14 protein-coding genes are annotated in these 16891 nt (G+C 66.0%); 4 read left to right on the top strand and 10 right to left on the bottom strand.

Features of this window, described 5'->3' with window-relative positions; all coding sequences use genetic code 11:
* Positions 1–145: 145 nt before the first annotated feature.
* Genes pepN through PRtIB026_RS11225 form a run of 6 tightly spaced genes read right to left on the bottom strand, consistent with a single transcriptional unit; the run spans position 146 to position 6648 of the window.
* Positions 146–2803 carry an aminopeptidase N gene (pepN, locus tag PRtIB026_RS11250; protein WP_203647510.1) on the bottom strand — a complete coding sequence of 886 codons (2658 nt, stop codon included), beginning with the start codon at positions 2801–2803 and terminating at the stop codon, positions 146–148.
* A gap of 13 nt (positions 2804–2816) precedes the next feature.
* Positions 2817–3647 carry a DUF2797 domain-containing protein gene (locus PRtIB026_RS11245; RefSeq protein WP_028692915.1) on the bottom strand — a complete coding sequence of 277 codons (831 nt, stop codon included), beginning with the start codon at positions 3645–3647 and terminating at the stop codon, positions 2817–2819.
* Positions 3644–3904 carry a YeaC family protein gene (locus PRtIB026_RS11240; protein WP_011532970.1) on the bottom strand — a complete coding sequence of 87 codons (261 nt, stop codon included), beginning with the start codon at positions 3902–3904 and terminating at the stop codon, positions 3644–3646. The genes PRtIB026_RS11245 and PRtIB026_RS11240 overlap by 4 nt, the downstream gene beginning before the upstream one ends.
* Before the next feature lie 13 nt (positions 3905–3917).
* Positions 3918–4790, bottom strand: coding sequence for a rhomboid family intramembrane serine protease (locus PRtIB026_RS11235; RefSeq protein ID WP_203647511.1), 873 nt, complete (start codon positions 4788–4790; stop codon positions 3918–3920).
* The gene (locus PRtIB026_RS11230) at positions 4787–5758 is read right to left on the bottom strand and encodes a metallophosphoesterase (protein ID WP_203647512.1); all 972 of its coding nucleotides are present in this window, start codon (positions 5756–5758) and stop codon (positions 4787–4789) included. The genes PRtIB026_RS11235 and PRtIB026_RS11230 overlap by 4 nt, the downstream gene beginning before the upstream one ends.
* Positions 5758–6648 (bottom strand): NAD(+) kinase, encoded by an 891-nt coding sequence (locus PRtIB026_RS11225; protein ID WP_023632574.1) that lies wholly within the window; start codon positions 6646–6648, stop codon positions 5758–5760. The genes PRtIB026_RS11230 and PRtIB026_RS11225 overlap by 1 nt, the downstream gene beginning before the upstream one ends.
* 44 nt (positions 6649–6692) lie before the next feature.
* On the opposite strand from PRtIB026_RS11225, the gene PRtIB026_RS11220 reads away from it, so the two are divergent.
* On the top strand, positions 6693–7673 hold the full coding sequence (locus PRtIB026_RS11220; protein ID WP_203647513.1) for a DUF1853 family protein: 981 nt from the start codon (positions 6693–6695) through the stop codon (positions 7671–7673).
* A gap of 43 nt (positions 7674–7716) precedes the next feature.
* Here PRtIB026_RS11220 and PRtIB026_RS11215 read toward each other — a convergent pair whose 3' ends face one another.
* Positions 7717–9336: a WG repeat-containing protein gene (locus tag PRtIB026_RS11215; RefSeq protein WP_203647514.1), complete on the bottom strand. Its 1620-nt coding sequence runs from the start codon at positions 9334–9336 to the stop codon at positions 7717–7719.
* 175 nt (positions 9337–9511) lie between these two features.
* On the opposite strand from PRtIB026_RS11215, the gene PRtIB026_RS11210 reads away from it, so the two are divergent.
* Positions 9512–10057, top strand: coding sequence for a cytochrome b (locus tag PRtIB026_RS11210; RefSeq protein ID WP_203647515.1), 546 nt, complete (start codon positions 9512–9514; stop codon positions 10055–10057).
* On the opposite strand, the gene PRtIB026_RS11205 is transcribed toward PRtIB026_RS11210, so the two are convergent.
* Entirely contained in the window at positions 10048–10941 is an 894-nt protein-coding gene (locus tag PRtIB026_RS11205) for a 1-aminocyclopropane-1-carboxylate deaminase/D-cysteine desulfhydrase (protein WP_203647516.1), read from the bottom strand. The two genes, PRtIB026_RS11210 and PRtIB026_RS11205, sit on opposite strands and share 10 nt — an antisense overlap.
* A 359-nt stretch (positions 10942–11300) precedes the next feature.
* Positions 11301–13337 carry an NADPH-dependent 2,4-dienoyl-CoA reductase gene (locus PRtIB026_RS11200; RefSeq protein ID WP_203647517.1) on the bottom strand — a complete coding sequence of 679 codons (2037 nt, stop codon included), beginning with the start codon at positions 13335–13337 and terminating at the stop codon, positions 11301–11303.
* Between the two features lie 206 nt (positions 13338–13543).
* Here PRtIB026_RS11200 and PRtIB026_RS11195 point away from each other — a divergent pair, with 206 nt between their 5' ends.
* Together PRtIB026_RS11195 and PRtIB026_RS11190 are read left to right on the top strand one after the other, a co-directional pair.
* Positions 13544–14662: a nitrilase-related carbon-nitrogen hydrolase gene (locus PRtIB026_RS11195; RefSeq protein ID WP_203647518.1), complete on the top strand. Its 1119-nt coding sequence runs from the start codon at positions 13544–13546 to the stop codon at positions 14660–14662.
* Positions 14663–14666: 4 nt separating this feature from the next.
* Positions 14667–15707 carry an AraC family transcriptional regulator gene (locus tag PRtIB026_RS11190; RefSeq protein WP_203647519.1) on the top strand — a complete coding sequence of 347 codons (1041 nt, stop codon included), beginning with the start codon at positions 14667–14669 and terminating at the stop codon, positions 15705–15707.
* 204 nt (positions 15708–15911) lie between these two features.
* Here PRtIB026_RS11190 and PRtIB026_RS11185 read toward each other — a convergent pair whose 3' ends face one another.
* The gene (locus tag PRtIB026_RS11185) at positions 15912–16799 is read right to left on the bottom strand and encodes a DUF2242 domain-containing protein (RefSeq protein WP_203647520.1); all 888 of its coding nucleotides are present in this window, start codon (positions 16797–16799) and stop codon (positions 15912–15914) included.
* Positions 16800–16891: the final 92 nt, after the last annotated feature.

Here is a 16891-nt window from a genome sequence, read left to right as displayed (position 1 = left end):
GGGACGTTATGTTTTGTTAACCACAAGAACAATTGGGGCCGCTGCGCGGCCCTTTCGCGGCACAAGGCCGCTCCTACAGAGGATCGCGGCCCCCTGTAGGAGCGGCCTTGTGCCGCGAAAGGGCTGCGCAGCAGCCCCAGGGGTCTCAAGCGAGGCTCTTGCTCACCACCTCATACACATCGCTGGACAGCGCCCCGGACGCGAGAATCCGCTCCAGCTCGCCCTTCATCAACGCCTGGCGCTTGTCGTCGTACTTGCGCCAGCGGGTCAGCGGTGCGAGCTGGCGCGAGGCGATCTGCGGGTTCAGCGCGTTGAGCTCGATCACCAGGTCCGCCAGGAAGCGGTACCCCGAACAATCGGCGGCGTGGAAGTTGACCAGGTTCTGCCCGGCGAAGGCACCGACCAGCGCCCGCACCTTGTTCGGGTTCTTCAGGGTGAAGGCCGGGTGCTCCATCAACGCCTGGACCCGCGCCAGGCCGCCCGGCAGTGCACTGGCCGCCTGTACGCTGAACCACTGATCCATGACCAGCGGGTTGTCCTTGAAGTGCTCGGCGAAGGCCTCCAGCGCCTTGGCCCGCTCGGCCTCGAATGGCGAGTTGACCAGCACCGCCAGGGCGGTGAGGCGCTCGGTCATGTTGTCGCAGTGCTCGAACTGCTCCAGGGTCGCCTCGAGCACCAGCGCCTTGCCGGTCAGCATCAGGTACGACAGGGCAATGTTCTGCAGGCTGCGACGGGCGAAGTGCTCGGCAGAGGCCACGTAGGCCGTCTTGCGCGACACCTCGCGGTTGGCCTGGTAGCGCGACCACAGGGCGTCGAACAACTGCTCGGCGATCTGCTGGCGGGCGAACTCGCGAGCGGCGTGGATCGCATCGACGTCGGCCACCTGGCTGATTTCGGTGAGGTAGGCCTCGCCCGGCAGCGAGAGCATCTCGGCGACCATGGCCGGGTCCAGCGACGCATTGCCAAGCACGGTAGCCAGGGCGGTGATCAGGCGCTGGTCAAGCGTGAGCGCTTCGCCGCGCTGATGCTGGCCGATCAGCTCCTGCAGTACCTGTACCGACAGCTGCTGGCCGGCTTCCCAGCGGTTGAAGCCGTCGCTGTCGTGCTGCATGAGGAACATCAGCTGGTCGCGGTCGTACGGGAAGCCCAGCTTGACCGGTGCGCTGAAGCCACGCAGCAGCGACGGCAGCGGCTTGGCCTTGATCCCCTCGAAGGTGAAGGTCTGCTCGGCCTCGGTCACCGACAGCACGCGGCTGCTGCCGACGGCCTGCGCCTCGCCCACCAGGCGCAGCGGCAGGTCGTTGCCCTCGGCGTCCAGCAGGCCCAGGGCCACCGGGATCACGAACGGCAGTTTCTCGACCTTGTCCGGGGTCTGCGGGCAGCTCTGGCGGAAGGTCAGGCTGTAGGTCTGCGCGGCGCCGTCATAGGCCTCGCTGACCTCCAGGCGCGGCGTGCCGGCCTGGCTGTACCAGCGCTTGAACTGGGTCAGGTCGACGCCGTTGGCGTCTTCCATGGCCTTGATGAAGTCGTCGGTGGTCACCGCCTGGCCGTCGTGACGCTCGAAGTACAGGTCGCTGCCCTTGCGGAAGCCCTCGGCGCCCAGCAGGGTATGGACCATGCCCACGACCTCGGCGCCCTTCTCGTACACGGTCAGGGTGTAGAAGTTGGAGATCTCGATGAAGCTCGCCGGACGCACCGGGTGGGCCATGGGGCCGGCATCCTCGGCGAACTGGTGGGTGCGCAGGTAGGCGACATCCTCGATGCGCTTGACCGTGCGCGAGTTCATGTCGGCGCTGAACTCGGCATCGCGGTACACCGTGAAGCCTTCCTTGAGCGACAGCTGGAACCAGTCGCGGCAGGTCACGCGGTTGCCCGACCAGTTGTGGAAGTACTCGTGGGCGACCACGCCCTCGACACGCTGGTGGGCGGCGTCGGTGGCGGTCTCGGCGCGGGCCAGCACGCAGCTGGAGTTGAAGATGTTCAGGCCCTTGTTTTCCATGGCGCCCATGTTGAAGTCGTTGACCGCGACGATCATGAAGATGTCCAGGTCGTACTCGCGACCATAGACTTCCTCGTCCCAGCGCATCGACTTCTTCAGGCTGACCATGGCGTGGTCGCACTTGTCGAGGTTCTCCTCCTCGACATAGATGCGCAGGGTCACCTCACGGCCGGACTGGCGTGTGAACTCGCTCTCGACGCACCACAGGTCACCGGCCACCAGCGCGAACAGGTAGGCCGGCTTCTTGAACGGGTCTTCCCAGGTCGCCCAGTGGCGGCCGCCTTCAGCCGGGCCGTCACCGACCGGGTTGCCGTTGGACAGCAGCACCGGATAGCGATGCTGCTCGGCGATCACCGTGGTGGTGAAGGTGCTCATCACATCCGGACGGTCGAGGTAGTAGGTGATCTTGCGAAAGCCCTCGGCCTCGCACTGGGTGCAGAACATCTTGCCGGACTTGTACAGGCCTTCCAGTGCGGTGTTGCTTTCCGGGTGGATCTTCACGCTGGTATCCAGGGTGAAGCGTTCGGCCTTGGGATGCACGGTGAGGCTGTCGTCATCGAGCTGGTAGTCGTTGGCGCCCAGCGCCTGATCGTCCAGCTGCACGCTCAGCAGCTCCAGGTGCTGGCCATCGAGCACCAGCGGCGGCAGGCCGGCGCCGCGCTCGGGGTTGCGGCGCATGACCAGCTGCGCATGGACCAGGCTGTGGTCCTCGAACAGTTCGAAGGTCAGGTGGGTCTCGTCGATCAGGTATTCGGGGGCCTGATAGTCCTTGAGGTAGATCACTTGCGGTTGTTCGGTACGCATGGTGACGATCCTTTTACTGGAGCACGGCCAGCTGGTAGGCCGTGTACTTGCGAATGTTGATCACGCCGGTGTCGAAGATCAGGTACTGGCCCTTGATGCCCAACAGTGTGCCTTCCACGACCGGGTCCTTGTCGAGGTTGAAGCTGACGATCTTTTTCGGGTAGGCCTCGACCGGGTAGCGCATCTGCACCACCTCGGCGTCGGGCAACGGCTGGATGGCCTGCAACCCGAAGCGTTCCTGCAGGCCGCGGATGCCGTCGGCGCAGGCGTCGAAGATCTGTTCGCGGATGGCCGGCAGGTCGAGCACCTCGGCGTCGCCCTTGAGCAACGCGCGCCAGTTGGTGCGGTCCGGCACCTGGCTGCGCAGCACGTCCTCGACCAGCCCGGATTGCTGACGAGTGGCCACGCGCATGATCGGCAGCGCCTGGCTGGCACCCTGGTCGAGCCAGCGGGTGGGCAGCTGGGTGGCGCGGGTGATGCCGACCTTGATGCCCGACGAGTTGGCCAGGTAGACCACGTGGTCGGTCATGCAGAACTGCTCGCCCCACGAAGGCTCCCGGCAGGTGCCGGCGTCGTAGTGGCATTTCTCCGGGGCCATGATGCACACGTCGCACTGGGCCAGCTTGGTCATGCACGGGTAGCAGTAACCCTGGCTGAAGCTGGTCTTGGTGCGCTTGCCGCAGTGGGTGCAGTGGATCGCGCCGAGGTATTCCAGGCGGATCGACTGGCCGATCAGCGGGTTGACCGGCACCTCGGCGTCATCCAGGCGGAAACTGTATTGAACGACCGGTGCGTCCAGGCGCACCGCCATCTTGCTCAAAGAGCCACGAGCGAGTTCGATCAATGTACCGAGTCCGACTTGAACAGGATGTTGGCGATCGGCGCCGACTTCGAGGCGCACTCCTGCGGGCCCATGTAGCCGGTGCGCTGCTCTTCGGGGAGGTTTTTCATCTCCCAGGCGATCACCGCCTGCAGCGACAGCTCCTTCTGTTCGGCGGTCAGCTTGCGGCCGTCGGACCATTTGCCGATCTCCACGGCCGTCTTCAGGCTCTCGTAGATCTCGGGGGTGATGTTTTCGATCATTTGCGCGAACGTGGACATGGTGTCTCCTCAGTCAGGCGGTCAGTTTACGCCGGGCAAGCCATCCGCCCAAGAGGCCGGTCAGGCATCCGATGAGCAACCCGCCGACATGGGCGGCGTTGGCGATCTGGCCGAAGCCCAGTTGACCGACCACGCCGCTCAGGCAGATCACCAGCCAGATCAGCATCATCACCAACACGCCTTTGGGTAGGTTGAACTGCGGATTGGGCGCCAGCCACTGGTACAGCCAGACATGCCCGAGCAAGCCGTAAAGCACCCCGGACAGGCCGCCGAACAGGCTCGGGCCGCTGGTGAAATGCTGGGCCAGGTTGGACACCAGGCTGAACAGCAACGTCAGCCCCAGCAGCATCCACGGGCCCTGGCGCAACTCGATGCGCTTGCCCAGCTCCCAATACCACAGGCCGTTCATTGCCAGGTGCAGCACGCCGAAGTGCAGCAGCATCGGTGACACCAGGCGCCACCATTGGCCTTCGGCCAGGCCCTGGAGCAACGGGGTGAAGTACAGGTAGTCGCCCTGCACCTTGAACGACAGGAAGGTGAACCAGCCGATGGTCGACAGGTTGTCGCCCAGGCCGGTTACCCCGGCGACCACCAGGCTCAGGATCAGCACCGCAGCGGTGACCTTGCAGGCCAGGGCCTGTTCCTTAAGCGAAGGCGGCGCCGGAGCGACTTCCACGGGTTCCGGCAAGGCTTGCAGATCGGCATTGCCATCAGGGAAACGCCGGTACAGCTCGAGCACGTCCCCGGCCATGGCCGGCGGCGCCCACAGCACCTGCTCCTCGCCCTCCTCCACCACCCGGTGCGGTACCTGCAGGCGCCGCAGCAAGGCGACGAAACCACTGAGGTCGACCGCCAGCGGCAGGCGCAGTACTTCGATCACGTTCATTGGCTGGCCTGCGGACGGTCGACGTCGACCCAGACGAACTTGTGCGGGTCAATGCGGGTTTCGTCATCCAGGCGGTAGGCCGCCAGCTTGCCGTAGAGCACGGCGCTGTAGTCCAGGCACGCCAGGTTGCCCCGGATCGGCGCCGGGCGTCCGCTGCGCCAGTAGTGGCCGACAAACAGCAGCGGCTCGTCCTCGTCGTAGCGCAGCAGGGCGTTCTTCTGGCTGTGGCTGAGGGGCGTGCGGGCCACTTCGTCGGGCAGCGCGTCGGGCTGGAAAACGATGTCGCCGTAGGTCTGCGGGTCTTCCTCCCAGAACTTGGTGCGGAAGAAGGCGCGGGTCAGGCCGTCGCCGCCGGTCAGCGTCAGACCGTCCGGCAGGCGCATGTCGGTGCCGCGCAGCAGGCGGTTGCACACCGTGGCGGCGAAACTGCCGGACACCGCCGACGCCTGCACGAAGTGCTCGTCGATGCGGCCCGTGGGGTACTGCTGGCGCAGCGGCTCGATCAGCCGCGGGTCCCAGCAGGCGTGCACCAGGCGGAAGCGCCCGGCGTCGACGAACAACGGCAGCTCATAGAACCACTGGATGAAATCGTGCCAGTCGCCAGGATGCTGGGCGAACTGGGTGAGGGTCTCGTCGATCAGCCGGGCATGGCGCGGGGTGTGCTCGCGCACGAAAGCCTTGCCGCTGCCGGGCAGTGCCGGGGTGACCCAGCCCAGGGCGTTGTACTCATGGTTGCCCATGATGCAGAAGGCCTGGCCGGCCTCGACCATGTCATGGACGATGTGCAGCGCCTCGCGGATGCGCGGACCGCGGTCGACGATATCGCCGAGGAACAGCGCCTGGCGCCGCGGGTGGCGCCAGACCCCGCCGACCCGCTTGTAGCCGAGCGCGTCGAGCAGGCGTTCGAGGGTGAGCGCACAACCATGCACGTCACCGATGATGTCGAAACTGCGCGCCGGATCGAGCATCAGTCGTCCCTGCCGCCGAGGCGGCTGCCCCAGCCGAGCTTGGTGCGGCAGACCTCGTAGTAGTTGTGGTCCAGCGGATGGATCAAGCGCAGCTTCTGCGGCTTCTTGCTCACCGTGATGGTGTCGCCGGGGGCGCAGGTGAAGTGGTTCTGGCCGTCACAGGAGACCTGCGGGTAGATCTGCAGGTCCTTGGACACGACGATCTTCAGCTCGCTGTTGCCGTCCACCACGATCGGCCGGCCCGACAGGGTGTGCGGGTACATCGGCACGATGACGATGGCGTCGAGCTTGGGGTGCATGATCGGGCCGCCGGCCGACAGCGCATAAGCCGTGGAGCCGGTGGGCGTGGCGACGATCAGGCCATCGGCCTTCTGGCTGCAGACGAACTGGCCGTCGATGTAGATCTCGAACTCGATCATCCGCGTCGACTTGCCCGGGTGCAGCACCACATCGTTGAGCGCATCGCCCTGGCCGATGGCCTCGTGGTGGCGGCGTACCTCGGCTTGCAGCAGGAAGCGGTTCTCCACCAGGTAGTGGCCGTCGAGCACCTCGGCGACTTTCTCTTCCAGCTCGTCGGGACGGATGTCGGTCAGAAAGCCCAGGTTGCCGCGGTTGATCCCCAGTACCGGGATGTTGTGCCGGGCCAGGGCGCGGGCGGCGCCAAGCAGGCTGCCGTCGCCGCCGACCACGATGACCAGGTCGCAGACCTCGCCCAGCAGCTTGCGCGTGGAGGTCTGCAGGCCGTGGCCGGGCAGGACTTCGGCGATGGTGTCCTCGAGGATCACGTGCAGGTGGCGCTCGAGGAGGAATTTTTTCAGTCGGCGAATGGTGTCGAGCACCTGGGAGCTGCCAAGGCGTCCGATGATACCGATATTGCGAAATTGCTCCATGGTGCTCCTGCAAGGCTCTGCGGCGGGGTGACAATGCCGGGATTATGGGCGAAAGGACCGGCCAGCGGCAAACCGGCTATGCTCGCAGGATGATGCCCTTCGCCGACCTCGAGTCCCTGCCCCGCCAGCTGCGCCACCCTGCCGTGCGCGACCTGGCCTGGGCGCTGCTGTCGCCCCCGCTGCTGGCGCAGGCCGGCTGCCCCCAGCGCCACCCGCTGCAGGGCAGCGCCTGGGCCGATGATCCGCAGCGCCTGGGCCAATGGCTCGCGTCGCTCGACCAGGAGCCTGCGCCGCTGCTGGCCTGGCTGACACGCCTGAACAGCCGGCGCCTGGGCCTGTACTACGAAAGCCTGTGGCAGTTCGCCCTGCAGCAGGCGCCGGGCATCGAGCTGCTGGCGGCCAACCTGGCGATCCGCGACGGCGGGCACACCCTGGGCGAACTGGACATCCTGCTGCGCGACCGCGAAGGCGATCATCACCTGGAGCTGGCCATCAAGCTCTATCTGGGACCACCGAGCGGTGACGGCGGCAACCCGGACCTCTGGCTCGGCCCCGGTTGCCATGACCGGCTGGGGCGCAAGCTGGCGCACCTGGTACAGCACCAGTTGCCCATGTCGAGCGGATCGCGGAGTCACTCGGTGCTGGCCGGACTGGGCCTGGATCGGGTGCAGGCCCACCTGTGGCTTGGCGGCTACCTGTTCTACCCACGGTCGGGACAGACCCACTCGCCTGACGGCGCCAACCCCCGGCACCTGCGCGGTGGCTGGCTACGTCAATCGCAATGGAGCGAAGCCGATAATGGATGCTGGCAGCCCCTGCCCCGCCACGCATGGCTGGCACCGGCGCGGTTCGAAGCACAAGCCTGCTGGAATGCAGCGCGCTTCACCGCCTGGCGGGAAGGGCTGGAGCCCGATGCCCACGCACACCTGCTGAGCAGGGTGGAGGAACAGCCGGACGGGACATGGGCAGAGGTCGAACGGATGTTCCTGGTGGCCGACAACTGGCCAGACCTCCCCCCACGCTGAAGCAGCCCCCACCGCCGATTCGCCGGCGACGGGAGCTCAAGCGTCAGGACGCCTCGGCCACTGGCTCAGGCGCCGGGCAATGCGCCTGGGCATCCTTCGGCCACAGCACCTGCCCCTTGCCGTCGACCACCTGTTCCGCGCCGCAGGGCAGGCGGTTGGTGTCGAACACCACGCTGCCATCCAGACGATACAGGGCGCGCAGCGTGCGCACGGCGTCGTCGCCATTGCCCTCGACCCGATAGGCGAAGATCGCGCCACGCGCCTCGTCGACTTCCAGGTCTTGCCATTTGGCGGGCACCAGCAGTTTGCCATCGAGGTCATACAGTGCGCGCAAGTTGTCCGACCTGCTACCCTCGGCAGCGAGCAGGTGATGGCCATCGGCCAACAGCTTGAACGACACGAACTGTTCCGGCTTGACCAACACCTTGCCCTGCTCGTCCATCAGGCCCACGGTATCCGTCTCACTCGGGCTACCGAGGAGCATGACCGTCTTCTTCGGCGATTTCAGCTCGGTGAAGGCATAGCGCTTGGGCGCGACCACACCGATCTGCTTGTAGGTGGGCTGGAACACAACCTTCCCCTGGTCCAGGTCGATGGTTCCGTAGGTTGCCAGGAACATGTTCTGCAGCTTGCCGATATGGTTGAAACCAGGGCGGTGCCCACTCATGCCGAGCAGGCCAATACCCGCGTCGCCGATCGAGTCGTACTCGGGCTCGATCAGCCATTTGCCGTCATGCCCGATCATCCCGGCTTTGCCCCGGTCTTCGTCGGTACGCGGCAACTGCACCATGCCGCCAACCTTGCCGAACGTCTCGCAGTTCTGGTACTGCGCCTCGATCACGACCTTGCCTTGATAATCCAGGTAGCCACAAGGTTTGTCGTAACCATCCCGATACGCCACCAGGCCACCCCCTGGCGTGCCCAGCCAGCCCTTGTCGAGCGCAATCACCAGGTCGCCGTTGGCATCAGCCAGGCCCTTGCCTGCGCCGCCTTCGCGGGAGACCACCAGATACCCGTCGGCCGCGCTGACAATGGTGTCGAAGTCCAGCTTGCGCAACACCTTGGTCTTGAGGTTGTATCCCCAGCTTTCGCCTTGGCGCTCGGCGAGCACCCAGTTGCCGCGCTTGGCGAAATCCTCGCGCACGTACATTGAGTCGAATACCGCCTCGCTGACCTTCTCGCCCTGAGGCGTGAGGATGCCGCGCAGTTCGTCGATCTCGTAGACGATAAAGTCGTTGTCGCCACCGACATAGACATTGTCGAAGATGGCCGGCTGGACTTCCTTGCCCTGCTCGTCCATCACCCCGACCTTGCCATTGCGGACGTAGCCGAACAGGCCAGGGGTCAGGGTGTAGAGCTCGTCGGTGAGGTCGGCGCGAATCACCTGCTTGCCGTCACCACTTGCCAGGTGCCAGTAGTCGCCACGCCCGAAGATGAAGGCGTTGGTGAAGGGTTGGGTATAGATCTGGGTGAACTCGCTGCCTGGGGCGACTCGGAATGCGCCGTTCTGGTCCAGTACGGCGCATTCGTCGTTCACGCACAGCGGAATGGTCAGGGCGGCAATCGGTGGCGTCTTGACCGCCGGGTTTTGCTCGCAGCCGGCGAGCAGCAGGGACAGGGCGCCGAACAGCGCTACCCGAGGGGTGGAGATGAGGCGTTTCATTGACACAGGATCCTTGTGCGATGGAGATCGGGTGCAGGCCCAAAGCCATCACCCAAGCCCGCTGTGTCGGCCGCGTTTGATAGATCTGAAGCAAACACATTTCCACGCCAGCGATTAGAGTTAGGGGCAGGCGCCAGCAAGAGCGCCCTTTTTGACCTGATGACGAGGATCCACCATGGTTTCATCCACTCCCGCGACCCATTACGCGCGGCTGTCGATCGTCCTGCACTGGCTGATGCTGGTGCTGTTGGCCGCAGTCTACGCCTGCATCGAGCTGCGCGGCCTGTTCCCCAAGGGCAGCGCCGAACGCGACCTGATGAAAGACCTGCACTTCATGCTCGGGCTGACGGTATTCGTGCTGGTCTGGCTGCGCCTGGCCCTGCGCCTGTCGCGCCCCACCCCGCCGATCGTGCCCAGGCCGCCAGCCTGGCAGACGGGCCTGTCGCACCTGGTGCACCTGCTGCTGTACCTGATGATGATCGGCCTGCCGCTGGCCGGCTGGGCAATCCTCAGCGCCGCCGACAAGCCGATCCCGTTCTATGGCCTGGAGCTGCCGGCCATCGTCGCCCCGGATCCGGACCTGAGCAAGTTCATCAAGGGCTGGCACGAGCGCATCGGTAGCTGGGGCTACTGGCTGATCGGCCTGCACGCGCTGGCCGGGCTCTACCACCACTATGTGCGGCGCGACAACACACTGCTGCGCATGCTGCCCTACAAGTAGCCGCGTCGTCCCTGCAGGCCTCCGGTGTGCAGGAACATCAGGCGGGTGCCGGGGGCGAAACGCCCGGCCTCGACCTGGTCGCGCAGGGACAGCAGGGCCTTGCCGGTGTAGAGCGCCTCCAGCGGCATGCCGGTTTGCCGTTCGGTGTCGGCGATAAACGCCAGCAGCGCGTCGTCGATACGGGCAAAGCCGCCGCGGCTGGCGTCGTGCAGCTGGTAGCCCTGCACGCCCGCCAATGTTGCGACGGTTTCCGGCACGCCGTGGTCCAGGGGCACGGCCAGGGCGCCATGGACCACATGCCTGCCCGCCTCCTCCAGCACCAGGCCCGCCAGGGTCGTGCCGGTTCCCGCCGCCAGCCACCAGGCGTCGTAGTCGGTCCAGCCGAGCGTTGCCAGTTGCGCCCGGCATTGCGCGGCGATCAACCCGCAGCCCTGGGCACCGGCCAGGCCGCCACCGCCTTCGGGGATACAGTGCCAACCTGGGTACCGGGCCTGCCAGGGCTGCCAGAAACCGGGCTCATGGCGGGCGCGGTAGCCGCCGAAACCGAGCCAGTGCAGTTCCATGCCCAGGGCGCGCAGGTCTAGCACCGTCGGTGTTTCCTGGGGGTGGCCACGCAGCAGGCCGGCGGTGGCGAAGCCGAAGCGCTTGCCGGCGGCCGCCAGGGCGTGGAGATGGTTGGAATGGTTGCCGCCCAGGCTGATCAGGCCCGGGGCATCGGCCGTGCGGGCCTGGATCAGGTGATGACGCAGCTTGAACCATTTGTTGCCGCTGATCAGCGGGTCGATCAGGTCCAGACGCAGGACCGCGGCTTCGATTCCCGCGTGGCGCAACCAAGGCAGGTCCAGGCGTTGCAGAGGGGCTTGGGGGAGAGAAAAATCAGACATGAAGGCAGTTTATCTGATCACGCAGATGCAGACGTGCTGCTCGTTGCCGTTGCCGTTGCCGTTGCCGTTGCCGTTGCCGTTGCCGATCAGGAGTCTATCCTCATACCTCGCTAGCGACAGCTGCGTCAGTCCAGGCGCCGCCCGTACCTTCGCGACTTCAGGAGGCCGGATGAATGGAGCAAAGTGGGTGAGGCATACCACCATCCCTTTCAAGGTCTTTTGGGTGGGAGGCCATTGACCGAGTGAAGGCCTCCAGGTGTCCGCCGCAACCCTTGCAGCGCCTATCAGATCGAGCGCCGCCCACGCGGCGCTCGATCTCACAGACGCTGCAACTCTAAAGTCAAACGCGACTTAAACAATCACAGTTCCGCCGCCAACCTCGACCCTTGGTTAATCGCCCGCTTGGCATCCAGCTCGGCCGCCACATCAGCGCCTCCGATCAGGTGTACCGACTGCCCGGCCGCAACAAGGCCATCATGCAACTCACGCAGCGGATCCTGGCCAGCGCAGATGACGATGTTGTCCACCGCCAGCAACTGCGGCTCGCCCTCGCCAACCCGCAGATGCAGGCCAGCATCGTCCACGCTCAGGTATTCGACGCTGTTGAGCATCTGCACCTGCTTGTTCTTCAGCCCCGTGCGATGAATCCAGCCGGTGGTCTTGCCCAGGCCGTCGCCGACCTTGGTTTTCTTGCGCTGCAACAGGTACACCTGGCGCGCCGGCGCATGAGGCTCGGCCTTGACCCCGGCCACACCACCACGGGCCTGCAAACGCGTATCGATGCCCCACTCCTTCCAGAACGCCTCACGGTCCTGGCTGGTGGCCACGCCTTTGTGCACCAGGTATTCGGACACATCGAAGCCAATGCCACCAGCACCGATCACCGCCACCCGCTCGCCCACCGGCTTGCGCTCCAGCAGCACGTCCAGGTAGCTCAGCACCTTGGCATTGTCGATGCCGGGAATGGCCGGCGTGCGCGGGGCGATGCCAGTGGCCAGGATGACCTCGTCGAACTCGCCGGCCACCAGCGCGGCCACATCGACACGGGTATTCAGGCGCAGGTCGACACCCGTGGACTTCACCTTGTTGCGGAAGTAACGCAGGGTCTCGTAGAACTCCTCCTTGCCCGGCACGCGCTTGGCCACGTTGAACTGCCCACCGATCTCAGCGGCGCCATCGAACAACGTCACTTCATGACCGCGCTCGGCGGCCACGGTGGCGGCTGCCAGGCCCGCAGGGCCTGCGCCGACCACCGCGATGCGCTTCACCGCCCGCACCGGCAGGTAGTTGAGTTCGGTCTCATGGCAGGCCCGCGGGTTGACCAGGCAGCTGGTCAGCTTGCCGCCGAAAGTGTGGTCCAGGCAGGCCTGGTTGCAGCCGATGCAAGTGTTGATCTCGTCGCCACGACCTTCAGCGGCCTTGTTGACGAAATCCGGGTCGGCCAGGAATGGCCGGGCCATCGAGACCATGTCGGCATCGCCCTCAGCCAGCACCGCCTCGGCCACCTCCGGGGTGTTGATGCGGTTGGTGGTGATCAGCGGGATCTTCACCGCGCCACGCAGCTTGGCGGTGACCTTGCTGAACGCCGCGCGCGGCACCTTGGTGGCGATGGTCGGGATGCGCGCCTCATGCCAGCCGATACCAGTGTTGATCAGCGTGGCGCCGGCCTGCTCGATGGCCTTGGCCAGCAGCTCGATCTCGTCCCAGGTGCTGCCGCCCTCGACCAGGTCGAGCATCGACAGACGGAAGATGATGATGAAGTTCGGCCCCACCGCCTCGCGCACCCGGCTCACGATCTCCACCGCCAGGCGCATGCGGTTCTCGTAGCTGCCGCCCCAGCGATCGGTGCGGTGGTTGGTGTGGGCGGCGAGGAACTGGTTGATGAAGTAGCCTTCCGATCCCATGATCTCGACACCGTCGTAGCCGGCATGCTGGGCCAGGCTTGCGCAGGTGACGAAGTCGCGGATCTGCTTCTCGATGCCCTCTTCGTCCAGCTCCCTGGGCTTGAACGGGTTGATCGGCGCCTGGATGGCGCTGGGCGCCACCTGTTTCGGGCTGTAGGCATAGCGCCCGGCATGCAGGATCTGCAGGCAGATCTTGCCACCGGCGGCATGCACCGCCTCGGTGACGATCCGGTGCTTGTCGGCCTCTTCCTCGGTGCTGAGCTTGGCCGCGCCCGAATACACGCCACCTTCGTCGTTCGGCGCGATGCCACCGGTAACCATCAGCCCGACGCCGCCACGGGCGCGCTCGGCAAAGTAGGCAGCCATGCGCTCGAAGCCGCCCGGGCGCTCCTCGAGGCCGGTGTGCATCGAGCCCATCAGGGTGCGGTTGCGCAGGGTGGTGAAGCCCAGGTCGAGGGGGGCCAGCAGGTGCGGGTAACGGTCGGTAGCCATGGATGGACTCCACAGGTGGCGTGATCACGGAATGCGGGCACCTCTACCCGCGCTCTACAGCAGCGCAGCGGGACCCGTCGTTTGTCTGAGGACGACATTAAACAGGCGTTTGAACCCGCTCAATGATCGAAACTGACAACTTATTGATCCTGCTGCACAGCAGGACTACCCTAGGGCACTCCTTCTGCACAACGCTGGACCGCTCCATGCGAAAACTGCTAGCCGGCGCCCTGGCGCTGGTCACCCTTGCCGCCCTCTGCGGCTACGGCTTCTGGACCCTGCAGCGCCCGGAGGGTCATTACTTGTCCGACCTGCGCATCGAACTGGCCCTCAACCAGGGCGTGCCGGGCGAGCACGGCAACCTGCTGGGGGTCGAGCCGCTGCTGTATCCGGGGGACTACCAGAACCTCACGCGCCTGCACCGCAAGCTCTCGGCCTACCTGGAACAGGCCCGCGCCCAGGGCCTGGTCAACCCGCGCACCGTGGTGGTGTTGCCGGAGCATATCGGCACCTGGCTGTGGGCCCGGGGCGAGAAGCGCGAGCTGTACCAGGTCACCCAGCGCAACGAGGCCTGGCAGTGGCTGGAGCTGAGCAACCCGCTGCGCTACGGCCTGGCGATGCTCGCCGCCAGCGGCGACGATCGCCGTTCGGACGCGCACCTGCGCATGAAGGCCGCGCAGATGGCCGCCGACTACCAGCAGGTGTTCGGCAACCTGGCCCGGGAGTTCGGCGTCACCCTGGTCGCCGGCTCCATCGTCCTGCCCGCGCCCTATGTGGAGAACGGCGTGCTGCGCACCGGCAACGGTCCGCTGTACAACAGCAGCCTGGTGTTCGCCAGCGACGGTTCGGTGCTCGGGCAACCCCAGCACCAGCAGTACCCCGACAGCGAAAGCCGGCGCTACATCCACGACGGCCAGCAGCATCCGCTGCAGGTGCTGCAGACTCCCGCCGGACGCCTGGGCGTGCTGATCGGCAGCGACAGCTGGTACCCCGCCAACTACCGGCAACTGGCCGCGCAATCGGTGCAACTGGTTGCCAACCCGGTCTTCCTCAGTGGCAAGCAGAGCTGGCAGGCGCCCTGGCGTGGCAACCGCCACCAGGCCCAGGCCGCCGACCTGCCCCTGCGCCGCGGCGCAGTGAGCGAACAACGCGCCTGGCAGCAACTGCCGCTGGCCGCCAACGCCGCCACCCCAAGCATGAGCGTGTTCATGCGTGGTCAGTTCTGGGAGCTGGGCAGCGATGGGCAGGGCTTTGTCAGCCAGGGTGGCACGCTGTGGGTCGGCAACGACAGCCACGGCGCGCGCCTGCTCAACCTGTGGCTGTGACGCCATGCCCCGCCCCCGCGTACGCCTGGGTGAACTGTCGGTAGGTTTCGTCCAGCCCCTGGCCGAGGCGCTGACGGCACTCGGTCACGATCCACACCCCCTGCTGCTGCGCTATGGCCTCGACTCCAGGCGCCTGGCCGAGCCGGGTGCGCGGCTGTCGATCCCGCGCTACATGCACCTGGGGCACGCGGCGATCGCCTTGTCCACCGAGCCGGCGCTGGGCCTGCACATGGGGCGCCTGAGCCGCCTGGCCCAGGCCGGCCTGGCCGGCGTCGCCGCCGCCCAGGCCCCGACCCTTGGCGATGCCGCCCGCACCCTGCTGCGTTTCGAGCCGCTGTATGCCGCCAACTACCGGGGCCAGTCGAGCTTTCAGGAAGACGCCCAGGGCGCTTGGCTGCGGTTCTATTCCATCAGCCCCTACAACGACTACAACCGCTTCGTGGTCGACTCGCTGCTGGCTGGCTGGCTGGCGCAGCTTGGCGCCCTGGCGGCCAGGCCGGTGCAGGCCGAGCGCCTGGAAATCGAGTTCGACGCCCCCGCCTACGCCGCACAGTACCAAAGCCTGTGCGCAGGCCCGGTGCATTTCGGCGCCACGGCCAACCAGCTGCGCCTGAGCCAGGCCACCCTGGCCCTGCCCAACCCGCAACACTGCCCCAGTACCTGGCAGCACCTGCTGCAGCTGTGCGAAGCAGAACTGGCCCAGCGCACCCGCGTGCGCAGCCTGGGCGAGCGCATCACCCACCTGCTGGGACCGCTGTTGAACGGTGGGCGCGAGCCGGATCTGGAAGAAGTGGCGCGGCACCTGCAACTGCCGACCTGGACCTTGCGCCGCAAACTCGCCGAGGAAGGCACGCGCTTTCGCAACCTGCTCAACGACACGCGGCGCGACCTGGCCGAGACCTATATCCGCGACACGGAGCTGGCCTTCGGCGAGATCGCCTATCTGTTGGGGTTCGCCTCGGCCGAGGCCTTCCAGCGCGCATTCAAGCGCTGGACGGGGCTGACGCCCGGGGAGTTTCGCCGCAATCAGCGACAGGTGGGTTAAAGCTCGGTGGCGTCGTCGGCCGGCTCCGGCAGGTCCAGTTCATAGGCCTGGAATTCGAGCAGTTCTTCCTGGTAATCGTCCATCTTCACGCCCCTTCATTCATCGTTCTTCAGTCATTGCGCCAACCTAAGCCAGCGAAATGACGGAATGATTACAGCCCTATGAACGATAAACGTAGCAGGCGCCCGGGAAGTTATCGACGTGTCAGAGTGGCGCGGGAGCCTGCTCCACTGCCGGTGCTTCCTGCTGCACCTGGATCGGTGCCGGCTCGACGGGCGGCGCGATGGGCTGCGAGCCCTTGCTGTCGTCCACAATCGGGGCCGCAGGGGCTTCGCTAGCCGGTACAGAAGCCGCTGGAGCGGCAACAGGCGCGGGAGCAGCGGCAGGGGCGGCGGCAACCGGAGTCGGTACCGGGGCCGGTGCCTCTGCCACGCTCTCGGCGACCGGCGTGGCAGGCTGCGCCGCGGGCGCCAGGGCAGCGGGCGCAGGCTCCGGCAGGCCCAGGTCGGCGGCCGGTTTTTCAACCTTCGGCTCGGCGGCGGGCTCGGTTTTCTCCGGCTTCTTCTGCTTCGGCAGGTAGCTTTCCACCAAAGCGAAGTAGCGGTCATAGAACTGCGCGGCAGTGACTGTCTCGCTGGCGACCTTGACCATGGAATCGTCGGTGGAGCCGATCGGCATCGATACCGAACCCAGTACACCCACGCCAAGACTGGCGGAAGTGTTGGATTTCTTCAGGGTATAGCGGTCCTGCAGGGCGTTGGCGAACATGGTCGAGCGCTGCTTGTCGCTCATGTCCGGCACGCAGGTGATGTTGAAGCTGATCTGCAGATGGTTCTCGGCGTTCTGCTGGAAGCTCTTGTTGCCGGCGACCTGGTTGGCGTCGCTGCTGGTGATTATGTAGCCCTGGCTGAGCAGCGCGCGCCGCGCCGCCTCGCAGGAGCCCGCCTCGCTGGTGGCGAAACTGCGGGAGAAGGTGCCCGAGTCATCGAAGTTCTCGTGCTCGTAGACGGCGGCCTTTTTCGAGGAACAGCCGGACACACCCGCCAGCACGACGGCCAGCCCGAGCGCGCCATAGACGGTTGATCTAGACATTGCCAATTCCGGGAAGAAACGAATGGGGCGTATTGTGCAACACATCGATCAGTGGCTGAAACCATTGATCGGTGAAGACTCTGTCAGCTTGG

The organism is Pseudomonas sp. RtIB026 (assembly GCF_016861355.2).
In the GTDB taxonomy this organism is placed as follows: Bacteria; Pseudomonadota; Gammaproteobacteria; order Pseudomonadales; family Pseudomonadaceae; genus Aquipseudomonas; species Aquipseudomonas peradeniyensis.
Note: the sequence above shows the minus strand (reverse complement) of the source record. Positions and strands in the feature narration are given on the sequence as shown.

Bases quoted from the DNA above. Each gene is read 5' to 3' on its own strand.
- pepN (WP_203647510.1), bottom strand. From the start codon at position 2,803: ATGCGTACCGAACAACCGCAAGTGATCTACCTCAAGGACTATCAGGCC.
- PRtIB026_RS11240 (WP_011532970.1), bottom strand. From the start codon at position 3,904: ATGTCCACGTTCGCGCAAATGATCGAAAACATCACCCCCGAGATCTAC.
- PRtIB026_RS11235 (WP_203647511.1), bottom strand. From the start codon at position 4,790: ATGAACGTGATCGAAGTACTGCGCCTGCCGCTGGCGGTCGACCTCAGT.
- PRtIB026_RS11230 (WP_203647512.1), bottom strand. From the start codon at position 5,758: ATGCTCGATCCGGCGCGCAGTTTCGACATCATCGGTGACGTGCATGGT.
- PRtIB026_RS11225 (WP_023632574.1), bottom strand. From the start codon at position 6,648: ATGGAGCAATTTCGCAATATCGGTATCATCGGACGCCTTGGCAGCTCC.
- PRtIB026_RS11220 (WP_203647513.1), top strand. From the start codon at position 6,693: ATGGGCGAAAGGACCGGCCAGCGGCAAACCGGCTATGCTCGCAGGATG.
- PRtIB026_RS11215 (WP_203647514.1), bottom strand. From the start codon at position 9,336: ATGAAACGCCTCATCTCCACCCCTCGGGTAGCGCTGTTCGGCGCCCTG.
- PRtIB026_RS11210 (WP_203647515.1), top strand. From the start codon at position 9,512: ATGGTTTCATCCACTCCCGCGACCCATTACGCGCGGCTGTCGATCGTC.
- PRtIB026_RS11205 (WP_203647516.1), bottom strand. From the start codon at position 10,941: ATGTCTGATTTTTCTCTCCCCCAAGCCCCTCTGCAACGCCTGGACCTG.
- PRtIB026_RS11200 (WP_203647517.1), bottom strand. From the start codon at position 13,337: ATGGCTACCGACCGTTACCCGCACCTGCTGGCCCCCCTCGACCTGGGC.
- PRtIB026_RS11195 (WP_203647518.1), top strand. From the start codon at position 13,544: ATGCGAAAACTGCTAGCCGGCGCCCTGGCGCTGGTCACCCTTGCCGCC.
- PRtIB026_RS11190 (WP_203647519.1), top strand. From the start codon at position 14,667: ATGCCCCGCCCCCGCGTACGCCTGGGTGAACTGTCGGTAGGTTTCGTC.
- PRtIB026_RS11185 (WP_203647520.1), bottom strand. From the start codon at position 16,799: ATGTCTAGATCAACCGTCTATGGCGCGCTCGGGCTGGCCGTCGTGCTG.